At 44.8% G+C, this 19,767-nt stretch carries 17 protein-coding genes; 13 read left to right on the forward strand and 4 right to left on the reverse strand.

The genetic code is table 11. The features are described 5' to 3' along the window. Positions 1–14 precede the first annotated feature (14 nt). A complete protein-coding gene (locus CHY_RS01095; protein WP_041537602.1) occupies positions 15–392 on the reverse strand; it encodes an ATP-binding protein in 378 nt (125 codons plus the stop codon). Between the two features lie 227 nt (positions 393–619). Between CHY_RS01095 and CHY_RS13445 the strand changes: the two genes are divergently transcribed. The 7 genes from CHY_RS13445 to CHY_RS01125 all read left to right on the forward strand — a co-directional run bounded on the left by CHY_RS13445 (position 620) and on the right by CHY_RS01125 (position 7,582). Beyond that, positions 620–748, forward strand: coding sequence for a hypothetical protein (locus tag CHY_RS13445; RefSeq protein ID WP_011343193.1), 129 nt, complete (start codon positions 620–622; stop codon positions 746–748). A 120-nt stretch (positions 749–868) separates the two neighbouring features. Beyond that, complete coding sequence (locus CHY_RS01100; protein ID WP_083757223.1) at positions 869–2,266, forward strand: MurT ligase domain-containing protein; 1,398 nt, start codon at positions 869–871, stop codon at positions 2,264–2,266. Next, on the forward strand, positions 2,266–3,042 hold the full coding sequence (locus CHY_RS01105) for a type 1 glutamine amidotransferase (protein ID WP_011343195.1): 777 nt from the start codon (positions 2,266–2,268) through the stop codon (positions 3,040–3,042). Before CHY_RS01100 ends, CHY_RS01105 begins: the two co-directional genes overlap by 1 nt. A gap of 179 nt (positions 3,043–3,221) precedes the next feature. Next, entirely contained in the window at positions 3,222–5,105 is a 1,884-nt protein-coding gene (acs, locus tag CHY_RS01110; protein WP_011343197.1) for an acetate--CoA ligase, read from the forward strand. Positions 5,106–5,160: 55 nt separating this feature from the next. Further along, positions 5,161–5,346, forward strand: a complete 186-nt coding sequence (locus CHY_RS01115) for a hypothetical protein (RefSeq protein ID WP_011343198.1) — start codon at positions 5,161–5,163, stop codon at positions 5,344–5,346. A 100-nt stretch (positions 5,347–5,446) separates the two neighbouring features. Next, entirely contained in the window at positions 5,447–7,084 is a 1,638-nt protein-coding gene (locus tag CHY_RS01120) for a hypothetical protein (RefSeq protein WP_011343200.1), read from the forward strand. A 39-nt stretch (positions 7,085–7,123) separates the two neighbouring features. Next, a complete protein-coding gene (locus tag CHY_RS01125) occupies positions 7,124–7,582 on the forward strand; it encodes a RidA family protein (RefSeq protein ID WP_011343201.1) in 459 nt (152 codons plus the stop codon). Here the strand turns inward: CHY_RS01125 and CHY_RS01130 are convergent. After that, complete coding sequence (locus CHY_RS01130) at positions 7,579–7,980, reverse strand: hypothetical protein (RefSeq protein ID WP_011343202.1); 402 nt, start codon at positions 7,978–7,980, stop codon at positions 7,579–7,581. The genes CHY_RS01125 and CHY_RS01130 overlap by 4 nt on opposite strands. Before the next feature lie 56 nt (positions 7,981–8,036). Between CHY_RS01130 and CHY_RS01135 the strand changes: the two genes are divergently transcribed. Beyond that, positions 8,037–8,543 carry a GNAT family N-acetyltransferase gene (locus CHY_RS01135; protein ID WP_011343203.1) on the forward strand — a complete coding sequence of 169 codons (507 nt, stop codon included), beginning with the start codon at positions 8,037–8,039 and terminating at the stop codon, positions 8,541–8,543. Positions 8,544–8,576: 33 nt separating this feature from the next. On the opposite strand, the gene CHY_RS01140 is transcribed toward CHY_RS01135, so the two are convergent. Beyond that, the gene (locus CHY_RS01140) at positions 8,577–8,762 is read right to left on the reverse strand and encodes a hypothetical protein (RefSeq protein ID WP_028051700.1); all 186 of its coding nucleotides are present in this window, start codon (positions 8,760–8,762) and stop codon (positions 8,577–8,579) included. A 35-nt stretch (positions 8,763–8,797) separates the two neighbouring features. Here CHY_RS01140 and CHY_RS01145 point away from each other — a divergent pair, with 35 nt between their 5' ends. From CHY_RS01145 to uvrA, 3 genes are read left to right on the forward strand one after another with little or no spacing between them, the layout of a single operon-like run. Continuing rightward, on the forward strand, positions 8,798–9,541 hold the full coding sequence (locus CHY_RS01145; RefSeq protein WP_162485044.1) for an NAD-dependent protein deacylase: 744 nt from the start codon (positions 8,798–8,800) through the stop codon (positions 9,539–9,541). 52 nt (positions 9,542–9,593) lie between these two features. Then, a complete protein-coding gene (gene uvrB / locus CHY_RS01150; RefSeq protein WP_011343206.1) occupies positions 9,594–11,582 on the forward strand; it encodes an excinuclease ABC subunit UvrB in 1,989 nt (662 codons plus the stop codon). Positions 11,583–11,603: 21 nt separating this feature from the next. After that, complete coding sequence (gene uvrA / locus CHY_RS01155; protein WP_011343207.1) at positions 11,604–14,426, forward strand: excinuclease ABC subunit UvrA; 2,823 nt, start codon at positions 11,604–11,606, stop codon at positions 14,424–14,426. Positions 14,427–14,461: 35 nt separating this feature from the next. On the opposite strand, the gene CHY_RS01160 is transcribed toward uvrA, so the two are convergent. Next, positions 14,462–16,489, reverse strand: coding sequence for a cytochrome c3 family protein (locus CHY_RS01160; RefSeq protein WP_011343208.1), 2,028 nt, complete (start codon positions 16,487–16,489; stop codon positions 14,462–14,464). Between the two features lie 260 nt (positions 16,490–16,749). Here CHY_RS01160 and CHY_RS01165 point away from each other — a divergent pair, with 260 nt between their 5' ends. Both CHY_RS01165 and CHY_RS01170 read left to right on the forward strand, forming a co-directional pair. Next, positions 16,750–18,432, forward strand: a complete 1,683-nt coding sequence (locus CHY_RS01165) for a hydantoinase/oxoprolinase family protein (RefSeq protein WP_011343210.1) — start codon at positions 16,750–16,752, stop codon at positions 18,430–18,432. Continuing rightward, on the forward strand, positions 18,425–19,726 hold the full coding sequence (locus CHY_RS01170) for a histone deacetylase family protein (RefSeq protein ID WP_011343211.1): 1,302 nt from the start codon (positions 18,425–18,427) through the stop codon (positions 19,724–19,726). The genes CHY_RS01165 and CHY_RS01170 overlap by 8 nt, the downstream gene beginning before the upstream one ends. The last annotated feature ends 41 nt before the right edge of the window (positions 19,727–19,767 follow it).

Consider the following 19,767-nt stretch of genomic DNA (forward strand, 5'->3'; position numbering starts at 1 on the left):
AACCGTCCCTCCAGTTAACCGTGGATGAGGCGGGGGAGGCACTGGGCGCAGGCCCAGACGCTGTCGCCTTTATAGCGGATGGGGAAAAGAGCTTTATCGTATTCGGAGTTTCCGCAGAAGTGGCAGAAGATTTCTTCTACCTCCCGGTGAGCTCTGACTTCTTCCACCGCTTCGTGGGAGAAGGGGACCGTTTCCCGTTCTTCAATGGTTAAAGCACCGGTAGGACAAACAGCCAGGCAAAAGCCGGCGCCGTCGCAAAGCTCTTCTCTTAACACTTTGGCTTTACCGTTTACTATTTCAATAGCCCCTTCCACACAGGGAGTAACGCATTTACCGCACCCGGTGCAGAGCTCTTCATTTATTTTGACAATTTTTCTTACCACTTTTTCCATTAAAAAACACCCTTTCTTTTTGTTTTTTATTTTGTATTTTGCTCAATTTTATTATAGCGGGATTTTGCCTGAATATTTGTAGGATAGCGCAAAAATCTCTGTGAGATTGGTCACAGCAAGTTGCTTGAAAATTTTTTAAAAAAGTCTTGTCAGAGAGAAAAAGGAGTGCTAAAATAAAAGCACAAAGTATAATGTATACATGAATACAACTCTTGGGGGTTGTTAAAATGTTTTATTTGGTTAGCTGGTCCTATGGGGAAGAAGAGGTTTTTTATAAATTTGTAAGGGAAGAAGAGCTTGATAAGATTTTAGAAGATGATAAGAATTATATTATTACCCCCGTTTATGTAGCATAACTTAAGTTGAGGAACAAGACCCTCTGATTCAGGTCAGAGGGTTTTATTTTTTTTTTTTGCAACTTTTTTTTGGGTTTTTACATCTTTTACAGGTGTAAGAATTTTTTTTTGTGGGGGAAAATGATGAAATTAAAGCGTTTTTTAGGGCTTATAATAGCAAAAATCTTACTTAAGTTTCTGGTTATTTTAAAAAGGGGAGCCGGAGCTACTTCATTACCTGGGAAATTTCTTACCTTTTTTGATAGGAATTTTTTAAAAGATATAGCATTAAATTTTAAGATAATTGTGGTTACCGGTTCCAATGGGAAAACCACTACTACCAGGATGATCGGGCAAATTTTAAAAGAAAACGGGATTACTTTTGTTACCAATTATGCCGGGGCAAATCTTTTAAGTGGCATTGCCACTGCTTTGTTGCAGGGAGTGGATGTTTTCGGGTGTCCACTGGTGCCGGTATTATTACTTGAAATTGATGAAGCTACCCTGAAAAAAGTAAGCACCGAGATAAGTCCCGAGGTTCTGGTAGTAACCAACATTTTTCGAGACCAACTGGACAGGTATGGGGAGGTTTACCAGACTTTAAATTATGTAAAAGATGGGGTGGCTAATTTTAAAAATACCAAACTTGTGCTTAATGCGGATGATTCTCTGGTGGCTTCTCTGGCCAAAGTAAAGCCCTTTGAGGTATTTTATTTCGGACTTGATAGTGAAGGCTTCGAGGATTTACAGCAAAATACCGATGCCCGTTATTGCCTTTTCTGCAAAACAAAGTATAGCTACGAAAAGCACTACTACGGCCATTTAGGACATTTTAAATGTCCTGCCTGTGGCTACCGGCGACCCGAACCTAATTTAAGCTGTCTTAAAATTGTAGAAATGGGAGAAGATTATTCCCGGTATTTGCTTGGGATAAAAGGAGAAGATTTTCAGACATACCATGAAGTTAATTTATCTTTGCCGGGTATTTACAACATTTATAATAGTTTAGCTGCGCTTACCTGCAGCCAGGCTTTAGGTTTAAACCTGAAAAAATCTATGGAAGCTCTTAGTACCTTTTCCGGAGCCTTTGGACGGACGGAAAATCTTTTCCTTGCTGGCAAAAAGTTAAAAATAGTTCTGGTAAAAAACCCTGCTGGTTTTAATCAGGCTTTAAATCTCCTTACTCAGGAAAAAAGTAAAGTAGGTCTTGCTTTTTTAATTAATGATTTACCGGCGGATGGGGAGGATGTTTCCTGGCTCTGGGACGTGAATTTTGAGGTATTAAATTTAATTACCGATAAAATTAAATTTATTTTAGCCGGAGGGAGAAGAGCTGAGGATCTGGCCCTTAGGTTAAAATATGAAGGTTTAGCCAAAGAAAAAATAAAAATTATGGAGGGTTACCGGGAAGTAATTAATTTTGGGTTAAAAGAAATTGACCCGCAGGATGTTTTTTATATTTTTCCTACCTATACGGCGCTCATCGGGTTTCGTAAAACTTTAAACGAAAAATTTAAGTTAAAGGAGTTTTGGAAGTAATGTCTGAGTTGACAATTGGTCATTTTTATCCTGACCTGTTAAATACCTATGGAGATATGGGAAATATCATTGCTTTAAAAAGGCGTTCAGAATGGCGTGGAATTAAGGTTACGGTTAAACCTATTGGACTTGGTGATGAGTTTAGAAGCGAGGAGTATGACTTAGTGTTTTTGGGTGGTGGACAGGATTTTGAACAGGAGATTATTCAGGAAGATTTTCTTGAAAATAAAGGTAAAGAGTTAAGAAAGGCTATCGAAAACAACCTGGTGGTTTTAGCAGTATGTGGCGGTTATCAACTTCTGGGAAAATTCTATCGTACTGCTAATGGTAAAGAAATTGCAGGCCTGGGGGCTTTAGATGTGTGGACGATAGCCGGGAGGAAAAGAATGGTCGGCAATATTTTAATTGAAAGTGAACTATTAGAAAAGGTCGGCTATGATGGTAAGATTGTTGGTTTTGAAAACCACTCGGGAAAAACTTATTTGGGGCCTGAAGTAAAACCTTTGGGCCGGGTTATCCATGGTTATGGCAATAACGGGGAAGATAATTTTGAAGGAGCAGTATACAAAAATGTCATAGGAACCTATCTTCACGGCAGTGTTTTACCTAAAAACCCTGGATTGGCTGATTATCTGCTCACATTAGCCTTAAAGAAAAAATATCCAGGGTTTTTAGGATTACAAAAATTAAACGATGATTATGAAACCATGGTAAGACGCAAACTTATCAGTCGGTTAAGTGGTAAGAAACACTGGTTACTAAAACGTTTTTTCTAAAAAGGAGAATAGTGGAGAAAATGCTATCTTTGATGGGAAATGACGTGATTTTTAATCGATTGCATTTCCCCCCTGACTTTATGCATTTCAAGGTAAAAATATTTGCATTGGGATAAAAGCAATATTCTAAAAGGAAGAGATTTCCTAAAATAAAGAAAAAAGCGGCAGGAGGGGGTTATATGGGCGAACTAAATAATTTACTTCAGATGGAGGAGAAAATTTTTCCACCTCCAAAGGTACAGGAGGCAGCCAATTTAAAGGATTTTGACCGGGAATACAGGGAGTCGGTAGAAGACAGTGAGAAGTTCTGGGGAAGAGTGGCTGAGGAGCTTTTCTGGTATGAAAAATGGGAGCGGGTTTTGGAGTTTAATTATCCCTGGCATCGCTGGTTTATCGGCGGAAAAACCAACATAACCTATAATGCTTTGGATGCCCAGGTGGCAAAGGGCCGGGGGAATAAAGCGGCGTTTATTTTTTTAACCGAAGACGGGCGGGAAGAAGTTTATACCTACCGGATGCTTAAAGATCGGGTGGAGCGCTTGAGCCGGGGACTAAAAAATCTGGGGATTCAAAAAGGCGACCGGGTGGTAATTTATATGCCGTTGACCCCGGAAGGGGTTATGGCCATGCTGGCGGTGGCCCGGATTGGAGCGGTGCACAGCGTGGTTTATGCTGGCCTTGGGTTTAAAGCTTTAAGGGAACGGATTTTAGATTCCGGAGCTAAATTGGTGATTACTGCCGATTACGGTTATCGCCGGGGCAAAAAGGTTGCGTTAAAGCCCATAGTGGATGAGGCGTTAGAAGGGGTTTCTTGCGTGGAAAAGGTTGCGGTGTGGTTTCGGGAAGAGCGCCAACCTTTAGGGCCGCGGGAAGTGGATTTTCTGACGTTATTTAAAAATCCACCGGGGGAACCTGCGGAAATAATGGAAGCTGAAGATCCTCTCTTTATTTTATATACCTCCGGTACCACCGGCAAACCAAAAGGGGTACTGCACGTCCATGGAGGCTACATGGTGGGAACCTACTACCATGCTAAGACCTTTTTTGATTTAAAAGATGATGATGTGTTCTGGTGTACCTCGGATATTGGCTGGATTGTGGGCCACAGCTATATTGTTTATGCTCCTTTGGTAGCGGGGGCAACGACATTATTTAGGGAAGGGGCGCTGGATTATCCTACCCCCGATACTCCCTGGCAGATTATCGAGAAATATCAGGTATCGGTCGTTTTTACCGCTCCTACGGCAATCCGGCTTTTAATGAAATACGGGGAAAAGTGGACGGAAAATTATGATCTGTCATCCTTGAGACTGATTACCTGTGCGGGAGAGCCTTTAAATCCCGAAGCCTGGCGCTGGGCTTACGAAAATCTTTTAAAAACCCACGGAGGTTTTATTGTTGACAACTGGTGGCAAACGGAGCTGGGAGGGCCTACCCTGGGGACGCCGCCGGTAAAAGCGGCAAAGCCGGGCAAGGTGGGATTTGCATTACCGGGAGTGGTAGCGGATGTTTTAGACCGGGAAGGAAAACCGGTGCCGGCGGGACAGGGTGGACTTTTATGCCTGAAAAATCCTTTTCCCCATATGCTGAGAACTGTTTACGGGGATGATGCCCGCTACGAAAAAGCCTGGCGGGAAATTCCCGGGTGGTATTTTACCGGTGATGTGGCGGTGAAGGATGAGGAAGGGTATTTTGCTGTCCTGGGACGGGCGGACGATGTGCTAAATATTGCCGGGCATCGGATTGGGACGGCGGAAGTGGAGAGCGCTCTGGTTTCGCATCCGGCGGTGGCGGAAGCAGCGGCTGTTGGGGTTCCGGACCCGTTAAAGGGAGAAATTTTGAAAGCTTTTGTGATTTTGAAAATAGGAGCGGCGCCTTCGGAGGAACTGGCGAAAGAGCTAATAGAGCATGTGAAAAAGGAGTTAGGGCCAATAGTGGTGATTGGGGAACTGAAATTTGTGGATAAACTTCCCAAAACCCGCTCCGGCAAAATTATGCGCCGGGTGTTAAAAGCCCAGGAGATGGGAGTGGATCCGGGGGATTTAACTACTCTGGAGGAATAAAAAAGGAAAAAAGCCCTTTCTGTCGAAATAATTGTTTAGACAGGAGGGGATTTCTTTGCCAAAACAGGAAAGAGACCTGGGTACCGGAAAGCTTATCCTGGATTTTATTGATAACCGCTGGTGTGTTATTTATTACTCCGAATTTTACAGTGAAAAGGGACGGGAACTAAAGGAAGAAAATCGCTGGTATTTTGCAAGCTTAGAGGAAGCGGAGAGATACTTTAAAGATTTTGTTTGCTAAGAGCAAAGATTTCGGGCTTTGCTCTTTTTCTTTTACCTCTTTATTTCTTCTGGTTTAGAAGCTAAAATAAAAGTAATTCCAAAAAGAAAAGGGGATGGCGATGCAGAATATTAATAAAATTTATGCCCAGGCAGTAACGGAGAGCTTATTACAGCCCGACTGGCGGTGGTATTTATTAGAAGATAAAATTAAAAATATTTTAAAAACCAAAAAGTTACCGGAGTTTTCCGGACAAACTTTACCGGAGTATCTGGCTCACGTTTCTCCCTCCGAGTTTGCCCGCTGGGTAGATATCTTAAACCGGATAACCGGTCCTGCTTTTAAGGAAATAATAGTGGAGGCTTTTCGGGAAAAGGATTTAGGGTATAAAATTGAGGTGTTAAAAAATCTCGAAAACATTGAAGGAGAGCATCTTGTGGATTTAATGGAGGAAGTGGCCTGGGAACAGGTGGATGTAGATTCAATTATCGCTCTAACCAAAAAGTTTAACCAAAATGCTCTTGATTTTCATTTTTTACATAAAGTGAAAAATCGGGTCCGGGAACTACCTTTAGAAAATCTTCTGCAGGATAGCCAAGGGGAGTATAAAAATGCCCTTCTCTGGCTTTATGCCCAGACTAAAAGTGAGAAAGCTTATAACGAAATTATCAAGCTCAGGGAAGAATTACCTGAGGAATATTTTAATTATCTTTTACTAATTGCCGGGGGGGAGAAAGCTTTAGAAGAAATTAAAGGTAAAGCTCCAGCAAAATTTTTCGAAAATCCCCAGGAAATATTTATGCTCTTAGAAGGGTTAGATGAAGCCGGAATGTTATCCAGGATAACCGAAATCGTTAAACCCGAAGATTTAGCGGATGGTCTTAAGTTTGTAATGGCTTCAATTTTAGAAAGTGGGGGCTTTTATCGGGAAGCGGAAAAGTATTTTGCTGGGCTTACCGGCTTTGATTTTCCGCAGAGCCTATATTTAAAAGCTAAGCTTACCCTCCACAGAGGAAAGCGAGAGGAAGCCCGGGAAATCTTTTTAAAGGCTTTAACAGCATTCAGGGAACAGCTTTTAAATCAGCCCGATTTTAACGGCGGTGAAATCGAAGAACTATACTATGCGGGATATAAAGATGGGCTATTAACTCTGGAAGAAACGGCGAGCTTTTATGCTGATCTTTTGGAAGGAGTGCTCTGGTTTTACGGAGCGGTAACCAGGGAAGAAGTAGAGCCGATTTTTCGAGAAATTCTCGGGGTGATGTTGCCAATACCGGTAGAAGAGGTGATAAAAGAACTTATCCGACGGCAGGGGGTTGTGGTAACGGAAAAGATTATCGCCCTAAAGCGGGTTTCTGACCCCCAGGGACTTATCTCCCGCAGAGTTTCCCGGAAGATTCTGCCCTCTCCCCTGTCGGTGGATACCGTGTTACGGGTTTTTTACGGGGAAAGTTACCGGCTAATTTCCAATTATCAGGAGATTGAGAAATACCTGCAAAATTTAAAACAACAGCAGGGTTTATTGCTTTTAAACCCCAAACTTTTTGATTTAAAAGCCTTAATTGAACGCTTCCAGGTGGAGGAACCGGAAGCAATTGTCCACAGTTATTCGCCCCTGGTTAATGAAAATAATCCCGAGGAGTACCAAAAGCTTTTAAACTACCTGGAAACGGTTTGGAACGATACTCCTAACTGGGAACTATTTGGTATGAGCGTTTCCGAGCTTAAAGAATTATCCGGAGAAAAACTGATAAACTAAATTAAGGGAATTCTTTCTAAAAGTAAAGGAGGTAGTTGGATGAAAATCGAGCAAAAGTTAAATGAGATGGGTATGTCGCTTCCGCCGGCGCCAGCACCGGTTGCTGCTTACGTGCCGGGGGTATTAATTGATAACTATATTTATGTTTCCGGACAGCTTCCCTTTGAAGGAGGGGAATTAAAAACCAGAGGTAAGTTGGGAGCGGAAGTTACGGTAGAAGAAGGGATGCGTCTTGCCAAAGTGGCAGCTCTTAACTGCCTAGCGGTGGTCAAGGGGCTTATAGGGGACCTCGACCGGATTGAAAAAATCATTAAGGTTACCGGTTATGTAGCAAGTAGCCCGGGCTTTAACGACCAGCCCAAAGTAATAAATGGCGCTTCGGAGTTTTTGGCAGAATTACTGGGGGATGCAGGAAAACACGCCCGGGCGGCGGTAGGGGTCAACGAACTACCCCTCAATTCTCCGGTAGAAGTGGAGATGATTGTTAAGGTACGTTAAAAATCTATGGTAAAATAAGCATAGGGTTTAGGGGAGTTTTGGGTTAATAATTTTAAACCCGAAAGCTCCCCTAAAGCTATATATGGAACTGTTTTCCTGATAGGTTTATAATAAAAGAAAAGAGAAATTTCCTGGTATCCTTTTAAAAGGTAAGGCCAAAGCCTGCGGCTTTCGGGAGTTAAATAGAAATAAACCGGTTGGCCAAAAATTTTTAGGTACGATTCAATTAAAAAGTCCAGACTGTCAAGGATCCGGATTTCTTTTGGGAGAATTAATAAAGGCCTTGGCAATTTTGTGGAGTCTGGATAAAAAATATACCACAGGTGGTTAACTTTTAAGAAAAATAGAATTTTATTGCTATCGGGAAATTGACCGAGAAAACAGCGGGGGTAGTTCATAACTTACCTCCGGGATAAAAATAGGTATATTATCTTATTTAAAACGGGTGGTATAGGTGACAGAAACTAAAGATGTTATAATTAGGGAAGCAAAGGTAGAAGATTTAAAAGAGATTTTTGCCATTTATAATGAGGAAGTTTTGCACGGGATTGCCACTTTTGATACCGAACCGTTGGAAGGAGAAGACCAGCTTACCTGGCTTTTAAAACGGGGGGCAAGACACCCGGTTTTGGTGGGTGAAGTAGAAGGAAGAATTGCTGTCTGGGGTAGTTTAAATCCCTATTCTCCCCGCAAAGCCTATGATTTAACCGCTACCGAATCGGTATATGTTCATAAGGATTTTCGGGGGAGGGGCTATGGAGAAAAAATGCTTATGGCGCTTTTAGAGGAAGCCCGGAACCGGGGGCTCCGGGCCCTTTTAGCTTTAATTGCGGCCGAAAATGAAGCAAGTTTGCGGCTGCACGCAAAATGCGGTTTTCAGAAGGTAGGGGAGCTTAAAAAAGTTGGTTTTAAGTTTGGTCGCTGGTTGGATGTGGTTATTTTAGAGTACCTATTGTTTTAATTGCCCACCGCCGGCGGGTTATTAATTCTTGCCTCAACCGCCGCAAAGTTTACGGGAAAGAACGTTTAAACTTTTAATATTACCTTCAATTTGGGGAATGGTTCTGGCAATGTATGCCGATAGGTCTTTGTTTTTGGTATACGCTAAATAATTTTGGTAATTTCTAAGGTTAGCTTGCTCGTAGCGTAAAAGCCGAAAAACAATTTCCCGGTCCGTCATCCTTTTCACCTCCAATATTGGTTCTAATTTATCATATGAAAATTATTAACGGAGGGGATTTTGTGGAAGAAGCGGTTAAGATGCTACTTACGGCCCGTCACGCTATTGCCTTTACCGGAGCGGGAGTTAGCACCGAAAGCGGGATTCCGGATTTTCGTGGAAATTCTGGATTGTGGGAACAGTATCCGGTGGAGAAAGTGGCCTCAAGAAGAGCCCTTATGGAGAATCCGGCGTTTTTTTTAAATTTTTACCGGGAGCGGTTTAAAAGCTATGCCAATGTTAAGCCCAATCGGGCCCATGAAGCCCTGGCGCGGATGGAAAAAGCGGGAATAATAAAAGGCATTGTGACCCAAAACATTGATGGTTTGCACCAGAAAGCAGGCAGTAAAAACGTTATAGAAATCCATGGCACCTTAAAACGGGTACGGTGCGACCGGTGCGGAAAATATTACTTGCCGGAGAAGTTAGACGAAGAAGAAGTACCCCGGTGTAATTGCGGCGGTGTTATCCGTCCCGATGTAGTTTTATTTGGGGAAGCTTTACCCCGGCGGGAGTGGCAAATAGCCCTGGAACTGGCTGAGCGTTCGGATCTTGTCCTGGTGGTGGGGTCGTCTCTGGTAGTTACGCCGGCCAATCAAATTCCCGGGCTGGTTCTCTTAGAAGGAGGAAAGGCAATAATTGTCAATAAAGACCCGACGCCCCTGGATGACCAGGCGCTGGTTCTTAGAGGATATGCCGGGGAAATTCTTTCCAAGCTGGCGGATATGTTAGGTGTTTAAGCAGGCCCGAAGGAACCCTTCGGGTTTTATAATATAGTTTGGGGTGTTTTGTATGGAACGTTTTTTGTTAAAAGCAAATTATACGCCCAAGGGAGATCAACCCAAAGCCATAAAGGAACTTACCGAAGGGATTGAGAAGGGGCTAAAAATGCAGACCCTTCTGGGGGTAACCGGTTCTGGGAAAACTTTTACCATGGCCAATGTGATTGCCAATGTAAACAAGCCCACTTTAGTAATTGCACCCAATAAAACGCTGGCGGCCCAGCTTTGTGCGGAGTTCAGGGAGTTTTTTCCCGAAAACGCGGTGGAGTATTTTGTAAGCTACTACGATTACTATCAACCGGAAGCTTACTTACCGGCCACCGATACGTATATAGAAAAAGACTCGGCTATAAACGATGAAATTGATAAACTCCGCCATTCAGCAACGGCGGCGCTTTTTGAACGGCGGGATGTTATTATCGTGGCATCGGTCTCCTGCATTTACGGTTTAGGGGATCCCCAGGAATATCGGGAACTTCTACTTTCCGTTAGAAAAGGGCAGATTTACGAGCGGGAAGCAATTTTAAGAAAGCTTGTAGATATTCAGTATGAGCGGAATGAGTACGACTTAACCCGGGGGAAATTTCGGGTAAGAGGGGATGTAATTGAAGTTTTTCCGGCGTCGTATACCGACCGGGCGGTGCGCATCGAGCTTTTTGGCGATGAGGTGGATAGGATTTTAGAATTTGATACTTTAACGGGAGAGATTATCGGGGAGCTAAAACACGTGGCCATTTTTCCGGCAAGCCACTTTGCTACTTCCAAAGAAAAGTTAGAACGGGCGATAAAAAGCATTGAAGAAGAGCTTGAAGAACGGCTTCGCTATTTTGAAGAGCGGGGCAAACTCCTTGAAGCCCAGCGTTTAAAGCAGAGGACCTTGTACGATATTGAAATGCTGCGGGAAGTAGGTTACACTAAAGGAATTGAAAACTATTCCCGGCATTTAACCGGAAGAAAACCCGGCGAGCCTCCCTATACGTTAATTGATTATTTTCCCAAAGATTTTCTTATGATTATTGATGAAAGCCATATAACGATTCCCCAGATTCGGGGGATGTATGAAGGGGACCGCTCCCGGAAGGAGGCGCTGGTGGAGTACGGTTTTCGCCTGCCTTCGGCCTTTGACAACCGGCCACTGAAATTTCATGAGTTTGAAGCAAGAATTAACCAGGTAGTGTTTGTTTCGGCTACTCCCGGACCCTATGAGTTAAAGCATTCTCAAAAGATTGTGGAGCAGATTATCCGGCCGACGGGGCTGGTTGACCCCGAGGTAGAAGTTCGACCCACCCGGGGGCAGGTGGATGACCTCTACGGGGAAATTAAAGAGCGGGTAGCCCGAAACGAGCGGGTGCTGGTAACCACCCTCACCAAGAAGATGGCCGAGGACCTGACCGAGTATTTCCGGGAGATGGGAGTGAAGGTCCGGTACCTTCATTCGGATATTGATACCCTGGAACGGGTTGAAATCCTGCGAGACTTAAGGCTGGGAGTTTTTGATGTTTTGGTGGGAATAAACCTCCTCAGGGAAGGTCTGGATTTACCCGAAGTTAGCCTGGTGGCCATTTTGGATGCCGACAAGGAAGGGTATTTACGTTCGGAACGCTCTTTAATCCAAACCATCGGACGGGCGGCGCGGAACGTAAACGGCAAAGTAATCATGTATGCCGATACCGTTACCGCTTCCATGCAAAAAGCCATTGATGAAACCAACCGGCGCCGTAAACTTCAGATGGAATACAACCGGAAGCACGGAATAACGCCGCAAACGGTGCAAAAGGCGGTAAGGGATGTTATTGAGGCGACCAGGGCGGTGACTGCAGAACTACCGGAAGTAAAGCGGGATTTCATCCAGAAAATGAGTGCGAAAGAGTTTAAGCAGTATGTGGAAAAACTTACCCGGGAAATGAAAGAAGCAGCTAAAGCTTTGGAGTTTGAAAAAGCGGCGATGCTGCGCGACTTAATAATTGAGCTTCGGGCGCAAAAGGCGGTCAAAAAGTAATAATGGAGGTTTTACACACTGATGGATAAGATTGTCATTAAAGGGGCCAGGGTTCATAATCTAAAAAATATAGATTTAACCCTGCCGCGCAATAAATTTATCGTTATTACCGGGGTTTCCGGTTCCGGCAAATCGTCGTTGGCCTTTGACACCATTTATGCCGAAGGACAGCGGCGGTATGTGGAAAGTTTATCGGCTTATGCCCGCCAGTTTTTGGGGCAAATGGATAAGCCCGATGTGGATTTTATCGAAGGGTTGTCACCGGCAATTTCCATTGACCAGAAGACCACGTCCAAAAACCCCCGGTCAACGGTGGGTACGGTTACGGAGATTCACGATTATTTAAGGCTTTTATATGCCCGCATAGGAATACCCCACTGCCCGGTTTGCGGGCGGGTGGTAGAAAAACAAACCATTGACCAGATGGTCGATAGATTATTAGCTTTACCCGAACGGACCAAATTGGTAATTATGGCGCCTATTGTGCGGGGAAGGAAGGGAGAGTTTGTCAAAACTTTGGAAGATATCCGGCGTCAGGGTTTTGCCCGGGTCCGGGTGGATGGTATTCTTTATGACTTAGCGGAAGATATTAAGTTAGAAAAAAATAAAAAACACAATATAGATGTTGTTGTTGACCGGCTGGTAGTAAAAGACGGAATAAAAACCAGGCTTTACGATTCCTTAGAAACGGCGCTTAAGCTTACCGAAGGCCTGGCCGTGGTGGAAGTAGTAGACGGGGAGGAGATTACTTTTTCCGAAAACTTTGCCTGTCCCCACTGTGAAATAAGCCTTCCGGAGATAAGCCCCCGGCTTTTTTCCTTTAATAATCCCTTTGGGGCTTGTCCCGAATGTACCGGCCTTGGTTATAAATTGGAAGTGGATCCGGATCTGGTAATACCCGATAAAGATTTGACGTTACGGCAGGGGGCAATAGCCGCCTGGAACGCGGGTAATATGCAGGCATATTATTTTCAGGTGTTAGAGGCTTTAGCGAAAAAATACCGGTTTAGTTTGGACGTGCCGGTAAAAGAGCTTGAGCCGGAAATTTTAAGAATAATCCTCTATGGCCTTCCTGGGGAGAAAGTGCGGGTCAGGTATTACAACTATACCAATGGCAATTCTTACACCTTTGATGCCAACTGGGAGGGGGTTATCCCCAATTTAGAGCGGCGGTACCGGGAAACCCAGTCGGAGGCGGTGCGGGAAGAAATTGAAAAATTTATGACCCAGAGAAAATGTCCCTCCTGCCAGGGAGCCCGGCTGAAAAAAGAAGCCCTGGCGGTAACGGTGGGCGGAAAAAACATTCATGAACTTGGCGAAATGACCGTGGAAAAGCTTCTGGCTTTCCTGGAAAATCTTGAGTTAACGGAACGAGAGTTTTTAATTGCCCGGCAGGTTTTGAAGGAAATTAAGGAACGCCTGGGGTTTTTAAACAACGTGGGTTTGGATTACCTGACCTTAAATCGCTCCGCTACTACCTTGTCCGGCGGGGAAGCTCAGCGGATCCGCCTTGCTACGCAAATCGGTTCCGGCCTTACCGGGGTGCTGTATGTTTTGGATGAACCATCAATAGGCTTGCATCCCCGGGATACCAAGCGGCTTTTGGATACTTTAAAGCGACTGCGGGATCTGGGCAATACTTTAATAGTGGTGGAACACGATGAAGAGACCATTAGGGAAGCGGATTTTATTGTGGACATGGGACCGGGAGCTGGCGAAAAAGGAGGGCAGGTAGTAGCTGCAGGTACCCTGGAAGAAGTGCTAAAGCATCCCGATTCAATTACTGCAAAATATCTCAGGGGGGAAGAAAAAATCCCCGTGCCGCTTTTTCGCCGGAGCGGTAATGGTAAAACTATTACCATTGTGGGGGCCCGGGAAAACAATTTAAAAAATATTACCGTCGAAATTCCCCTGGGGAAATTTGTAGCGGTAACCGGGGTGTCCGGTTCCGGTAAAAGTACGTTAATTAATGAAATTTTGTATAAGGCTGTGGCCGGAAAGTTTTATAAGCTAAAAGAAAAACCCGGAGCTCATGATGAGATTTTAGGTCTTACTTACATTGATAAGATAATCAATATCGACCAGTCGCCCATCGGCCGAACACCGCGCTCAAATCCGGCAACCTATACCGGAGTGTTTAACGATATCCGCGAGCTTTTTGCGGCAACTCCCGAAGCCCGGATGCGGGGTTATAAACCGGGACGGTTTTCTTTTAACGTGAAGGGCGGACGGTGTGAAGCATGTGAAGGGGACGGGATAATCAAGATTGAAATGCATTTTCTCCCCGATGTTTACGTCCCCTGCGAGGTGTGTAAGGGGGCCCGGTATAACCGGGAAACGTTGGAGGTGCGGTATAAAGGAAAAAATATTGCCGAGGTACTGGATATGACGGTAGAGGAGGCTCTGGAGTTTTTCTCCGCGATACCCAGAATCCAGCGCAAACTGCAAACCCTTTATGATGTGGGCTTAGGCTATATCCGCCTGGGGCAGCCGGCTACTACCCTATCCGGCGGCGAAGCTCAGAGGGTAAAGCTGGCCACCGAACTTTCCCGGCGTTCCACCGGGAAAACTTTATACATTTTAGATGAGCCCACTACGGGCCTGCACATTGCCGATGTGCATAGGCTTCTTGATGTTTTAAACCGCCTGGTGGAAGCGGGAAATACGGTGGTGGTAATCGAACACAATTTAGATGTAATTAAGACTGCCGACTGGATAATCGATTTGGGACCCGAAGGAGGCGATAAAGGCGGGCAGGTAGTGGCCGAGGGAACTCCAGAGGAAGTGGCCCGGAATCCAGCCTCTTATACCGGAAAGTTTTTAAGGCCGTATCTTAATTTATAAAAAAGCCCCTGGTTTTTACCAGGGGCTTTTTAGTGCTATTGTTTGGGGATTTGCTTGAGATACTCTTCTGCTTTGTTCAAAAGGAGTTCAGTTAAAGCGGTGTTGTGGATACCGTGAGAAGCGTCGGCGGATACAATGCCTGCTAAAGTATCAGCATATTTGTAATTTGGATCGTTGTAAGCTGCTGCGTAGGTGGTTTTTAGCTGGTTAAGAATGTTGTTAACACGAGTATCGACTTTATCGGTCCAGGCTTTTACGGCGTTTGCATCAAAGCCAACAGCATCGTGACAGACACTGCAGCTGTTGTAAGAAGCTTTGTAATTATTCCGGTAGTTGCCTAAATCAGGATTGTTTTTAACAGTAACGTTTTCAATGGTGATGGTTGGTTTTCCTGCTTTAAAGTAGTGATAGCCATTGGGCATGTGGCAGGTTACGCATTCGGCACTGCCCATTGGGTTATAAACTTTTTCCGGTATACCTAAAGCAGTGAAGGAAGCACCGAGCTGTCCGGTAAATACTTCTTTTTGTGGATGATGTACTCCTTTGCTGCCAGAGGTAGCGGTGAAGCCTTCACCGGTGTGGCACTCCATGCAAAGTTCGTTGGGTTCATTTCTTAATTGCTTGCCGTAGCCTTTTTCGCTGTGCGGACTGTGGCAGGTGACACAGGTAATGCCTAACTTAAAGTCACTGAGTTTTACAGTTGCATTAAAGTCAGCTGCAGTTTTACCCGGGTTAGCCTTTAAGTAATCTTCCAAAGCAGTGCGGTAATCCTGGGAGTGGCACTCCAAGCAGCTGACACTGCCGTGGGAATTTTGCTGAATTGTTTGTAAGGAAATGCCATGCTTACCATAAACAGTTCCACTTACGCCGGCAATTGCGTATTCATCGTTGTATTCGCCGCCACGGTGGTGCGCACCTTCGTGGCACTTTTCGCAGGTAGCGCTGGCAGCAATACCGTCTTTTTCACCAAGAATCTTGGTAGGATCACCGGTTGCAGCGTGGAGAGCACCAGGACCATGGCAAGCTTCACAGCCGATACCCGGTTCGGTAAATAATTCTTTATAGGTATTTCCAACTACAGAGTAGGGAGTACCGGTAATACCATTCGGTCCAGGATAACCGGTGACGTGGCACTTAGCACAGCTTACCAGCCAGTTCTGGGTGTGGGAATCAGCTACCCACTGATTTTCGGTCTTATCAAAAGCATACGGCATGTATTTGTAATCCTTGCCTACAAATAGCAATTCTGTAGGCGAGTTAATTACATACCGAACATCGCTGGCCTGGAACTTATCGTTCAAGGACCAGAGCAGCATGGAACCAAAGAAATCGGGTGTTTTTACCATATTGGGGTGCCAGGTTGCCGAAAACTTGGAGAAGCCATGGCAGCTCTGACATTTCTTGGTGCCAGCATATGCAGTTGGAGCCGGTAATACTCTTGGATATTTTGCTTGAACTGCGTTAAATGCTTTGACTACTTCGGTGCGGCTTGCAGCAGCTGTTGGATCAAGGTAAAGCTTGCTTCCAGCTTTCCGGGCGCTTAAATAGCCTTTCTTTACGGCCCAGACTAAGGCTTTTTGGTTGGCAGAAGCTGCTTTGGTGTAGTCGGCATATTTTTTAAGGTCGTTAGCGGTAACTTTAGCAACTTCACCTTGGGCTTTTAAAGCTACCATCAAGAAGTAAGCGAGTCTTTGCTTGGTGATGTTTCCGGAAACCTTGCCAAAGGCTGACTCGGAAAGTCCGGAAACCCTGGCAAATTCCTTAACCACGTTGGCTTCGGTGAGCGGGTCATAATTTAAGTCTACGGCTAATTTCTTGCCGTTTTGCATGAACAGGACGCCCCGCTCGGTCAAGGGAATTTGGGCAGTGCTGGTTGGCGCTGCGTGGCAGATGGAACAACTTTTAGCATCCTTGTGGAATGCCAGCGTTCCTTGTGTGGGTACCTGGTGGCAATAACTGCAGGGCTTCCCTGTATCTTTGGCGTACTGATCAGTAGCCAATACCGGACTGGCTACTAACAGGAGAAGAACTGCAGCAACCAGTACCCATAGACCTTTACGCATAAAACCCCTCCTTTTAAAAATTTTTTTGGTTATAAAATCTGACTATAACTATAAATACGACATTCACAAACAAATTCCTTCTTAAAAAAAACAAAAAAATGATAAATTTTACCAATATTAGCAATACTATAAGTAGTAAAAAGTATATTCGAAAAGATTAAAAATATAAAATCTTAGAAACATTCATGTAAATTTTATTTAAGTCTTGAAAGTTTAAGTGATAAAATAAAGAAAAAAGTTTTGTTACGGGGGAGAAAGGAATGATTGTAGGCATTGATGTAGGGGGGACGTATACCGACGGAGTTGCTTTAGATCAGGGCAGGGTTGTGGCTAAGGCTAAAGTGGTTACGAAAAAAAACCTGCCGGAAACCTTTGCTGAAGTATTAGCGAAGCTTATAGCCCAGCACAATCAGCCTATTAAAAGGGTGGTTTTGAGCACTACCCTAATTACCAATTTGGTGGCGGAGCGAAAATACGACCGGGCGGCGGCCTTGTTGCTTCCGGGGGCGGGGATGGATTATGAAAAAATAAACTTTCCCTTTCCGGTGAAGGTAGTTTCCGGAATGGTCGATTTTCGCGGTCGGGTTTTAGAAGAAATTAACGAAAAGGAAGTAGAACAAGCTTTACAGGAATTTTTGGCTCAGGGGTTTAGGAAAGTAGCGCTGGTGGGGAAGTTTTCGGTAAGAAATCCCGAACTTGAACGAAAGCTTTACCAGATTGTCAAAAAAATCAACCCGCAAATAAAAACCGCTCTTGGGCATAAGACCGGGGGGCGTTTGAATTATCTCCGGCGGATTTATACTTCGGTTTTATACCTGATGATAAAAGATGAGTTTAACCGCTTTGTTGAGGAATTAAAGGTAATCTTTTATGCTTTAAAGATCCCCTTAAACGTAGTTTTTATCATGAAAGGAGATGGGGGGATTGTACCACTTCTTGAAGTTGAGCGTTACCCGCTGGCTACTCTTTATTCCGGCCCGGCGGCAAGCGCATTAGGGGCTTATGCCCTCTGCAACTGCCAAAACATAGTCGTTTTGGATATTGGAGGTACCACCACCGATATTGCTTTAGTTTTAAACCAGCGTCCGCTTCTTTCCCATAAAGGGGCGGATATTGGGGAATTTTTAACTTCGGTACCGAGTTTAGCAGTTACATCAGTTCCTTTTGGTGGTGATACGGCGGTTACCGTTTTGGACGGAGAAATTACCTTTACCGGACAGCGCCAGGGTCCGGCCTACTGTCTGGGCGGTCCGGCGGTTACCGTTACCGACGCTTTAAGGTTTTTAAATTTAATAGATTACGGGGATTTCCAGCGGGCCAAGCGGGGAATCCACAAGCTTGCCCAGGAAACCGGGTTAACTTCCCTTGATGTGGCCCAAAAAATTGTTGATATATTTACCGATACCGTGGTCCAGGAAGTAAAAAATACTTTTAAGCGCTGGGAAAACGAACCTCGCTACCGGATTTATGAAATTATGACGGGGAAGAAATTTGAACCTGAATTGCTAAGTGGAGTAGGGGGAGGAGCTTACCCGCTCACCTTGCTGATAGCTAAAAAACTTGGAATGAAAGGGGTAATTTATGAAAATTACGAAGTGGCCAATGCTTTAGGAGCAGCCCTGGCCCGGGATAATCTTTCCATTACCGTTTATATCGATACCGAGCAAAAATATGTGGCCATACCGGAATGGGGTTACAAAGAGGCCATTCCCAAACTAAAAAATTACAGCGAAGATGAGGTTAAAGAATTTGCTCTGTTTGTTTTTCGCATTGGTGCTAAAAGGATGAACCTGCGTTATCCTCCCGGCAGTGAAGAACTAATCTACTTTGAGCAGTTTAATGTGGTGCGGGATATGGTGACGGAAAACAAAATATTTATTCTGGAAATAGCGGTGCCGGCCGGGATTTTACGGCCGGTAGAAGGGAGGATTTTGTATGAATAAAACCGGTCTTTTGTTTTTCCCCGCCTTTGATTGGGCCATATCCCCTACCCATCCGGAAAGGGAAGAACGGCTGTTATATACCCGGGACCAGATAATGGAGGAAGGGATTTTAGAACTCCCGGGGTTTGTGGAATACAGTGCCCGGCCGGGAAAAGTAGAAGATGTGGAGAGGGTTCACCTAACAATACCCGATACCCAAAAGGTCGTTACCGATGCCCATTTAATTGCGGCGGGAAGCTGCATTGAGCTGGCGGAACGGATTTTAGCCGGGGAGGTAAAAAACGGTTTTGCTCTGGTGCGACCGCCGGGACACCATGCTACCCGAACGGTTTACGGCAATCGGGGCTTTTGCAATATAAACAATGTCGCTATTACTGTGGATTATCTTCGCTGGGTAAAAGGGGTTAAAAAGATTGCCATCATCGATACCGATGTCCACCACGGCGATGGGACCCAAGATATTTTTTACCATGATCCCGATGTTTTGTTTATTTCTTTGCATCAGGATGGGCGGACCCTGTATCCCGGAACGGGCTTTATAGATGAGGCCGGAACTCCCAATGCTTACGGTACTACCATAAACTTACCCCTTCCTCCGGGCAGCGGTGATGAGGAAATATTGTATCTTTTGGAAGAAGCGGTTTTACCCATTTTGGAAGAATTCCAGCCGGAGTTCATTATTAACTCGGCAGGACAGGATAATCATTACTCCGACCCTTTAGCCCGGATGGCGGTTACCGCCCGGGGTTACGGGCGGATTACCGAGCTAATCAAGCCGGACCTGGCGGTATTGGAGGGCGGGTATTCCATTGAAGGGGCTTTACCGTATGTAAATTTAGCTATTTTGCTTGCCCTTTACGGGGAAAGTTACGAAAAGGTTGTAGAACCAAAGGGGCTACCTTTAGAATACCGGGCAAGGCACAAAGATTATGCTAAGAAGCTTGCTGCTGTCACGCTGGAGCGCTGGCGGATGCGGGAAGAATTGGCAGAAGAAGAAAAAAGGAAACATAACGGTTACTACTCTTATAACAGGTCAATATTTTACGATACCGAGGGCTTTCACGAACACCGGGTTACAACCGTAAAGCTTTGCGACCGGTGCCCGGGCTACGTTGGGTTGAGCAGTTATGCTTACGTTGGGAACCGGGTGGTTTCCGGATTTGCTACAATTGTTATGCCGGGAAGCTGTAAAGATTGCCGGGAAGAAGCAGAGGCGGTGGCTCTTGAAGCCCTGGCGAAAAAAAATTACGATAAGGTGGCTGTTATTCCCGGAAAGCAGGTTGTGAAAATTTGAAAAATGTTTCCGGAAAAATATTTCCAAAAAGTGTGAAAAAA

Source organism: Carboxydothermus hydrogenoformans Z-2901 (assembly GCF_000012865.1).
GTDB classification, from domain to species: domain Bacteria; phylum Bacillota; class Z-2901; order Carboxydothermales; family Carboxydothermaceae; genus Carboxydothermus; species Carboxydothermus hydrogenoformans.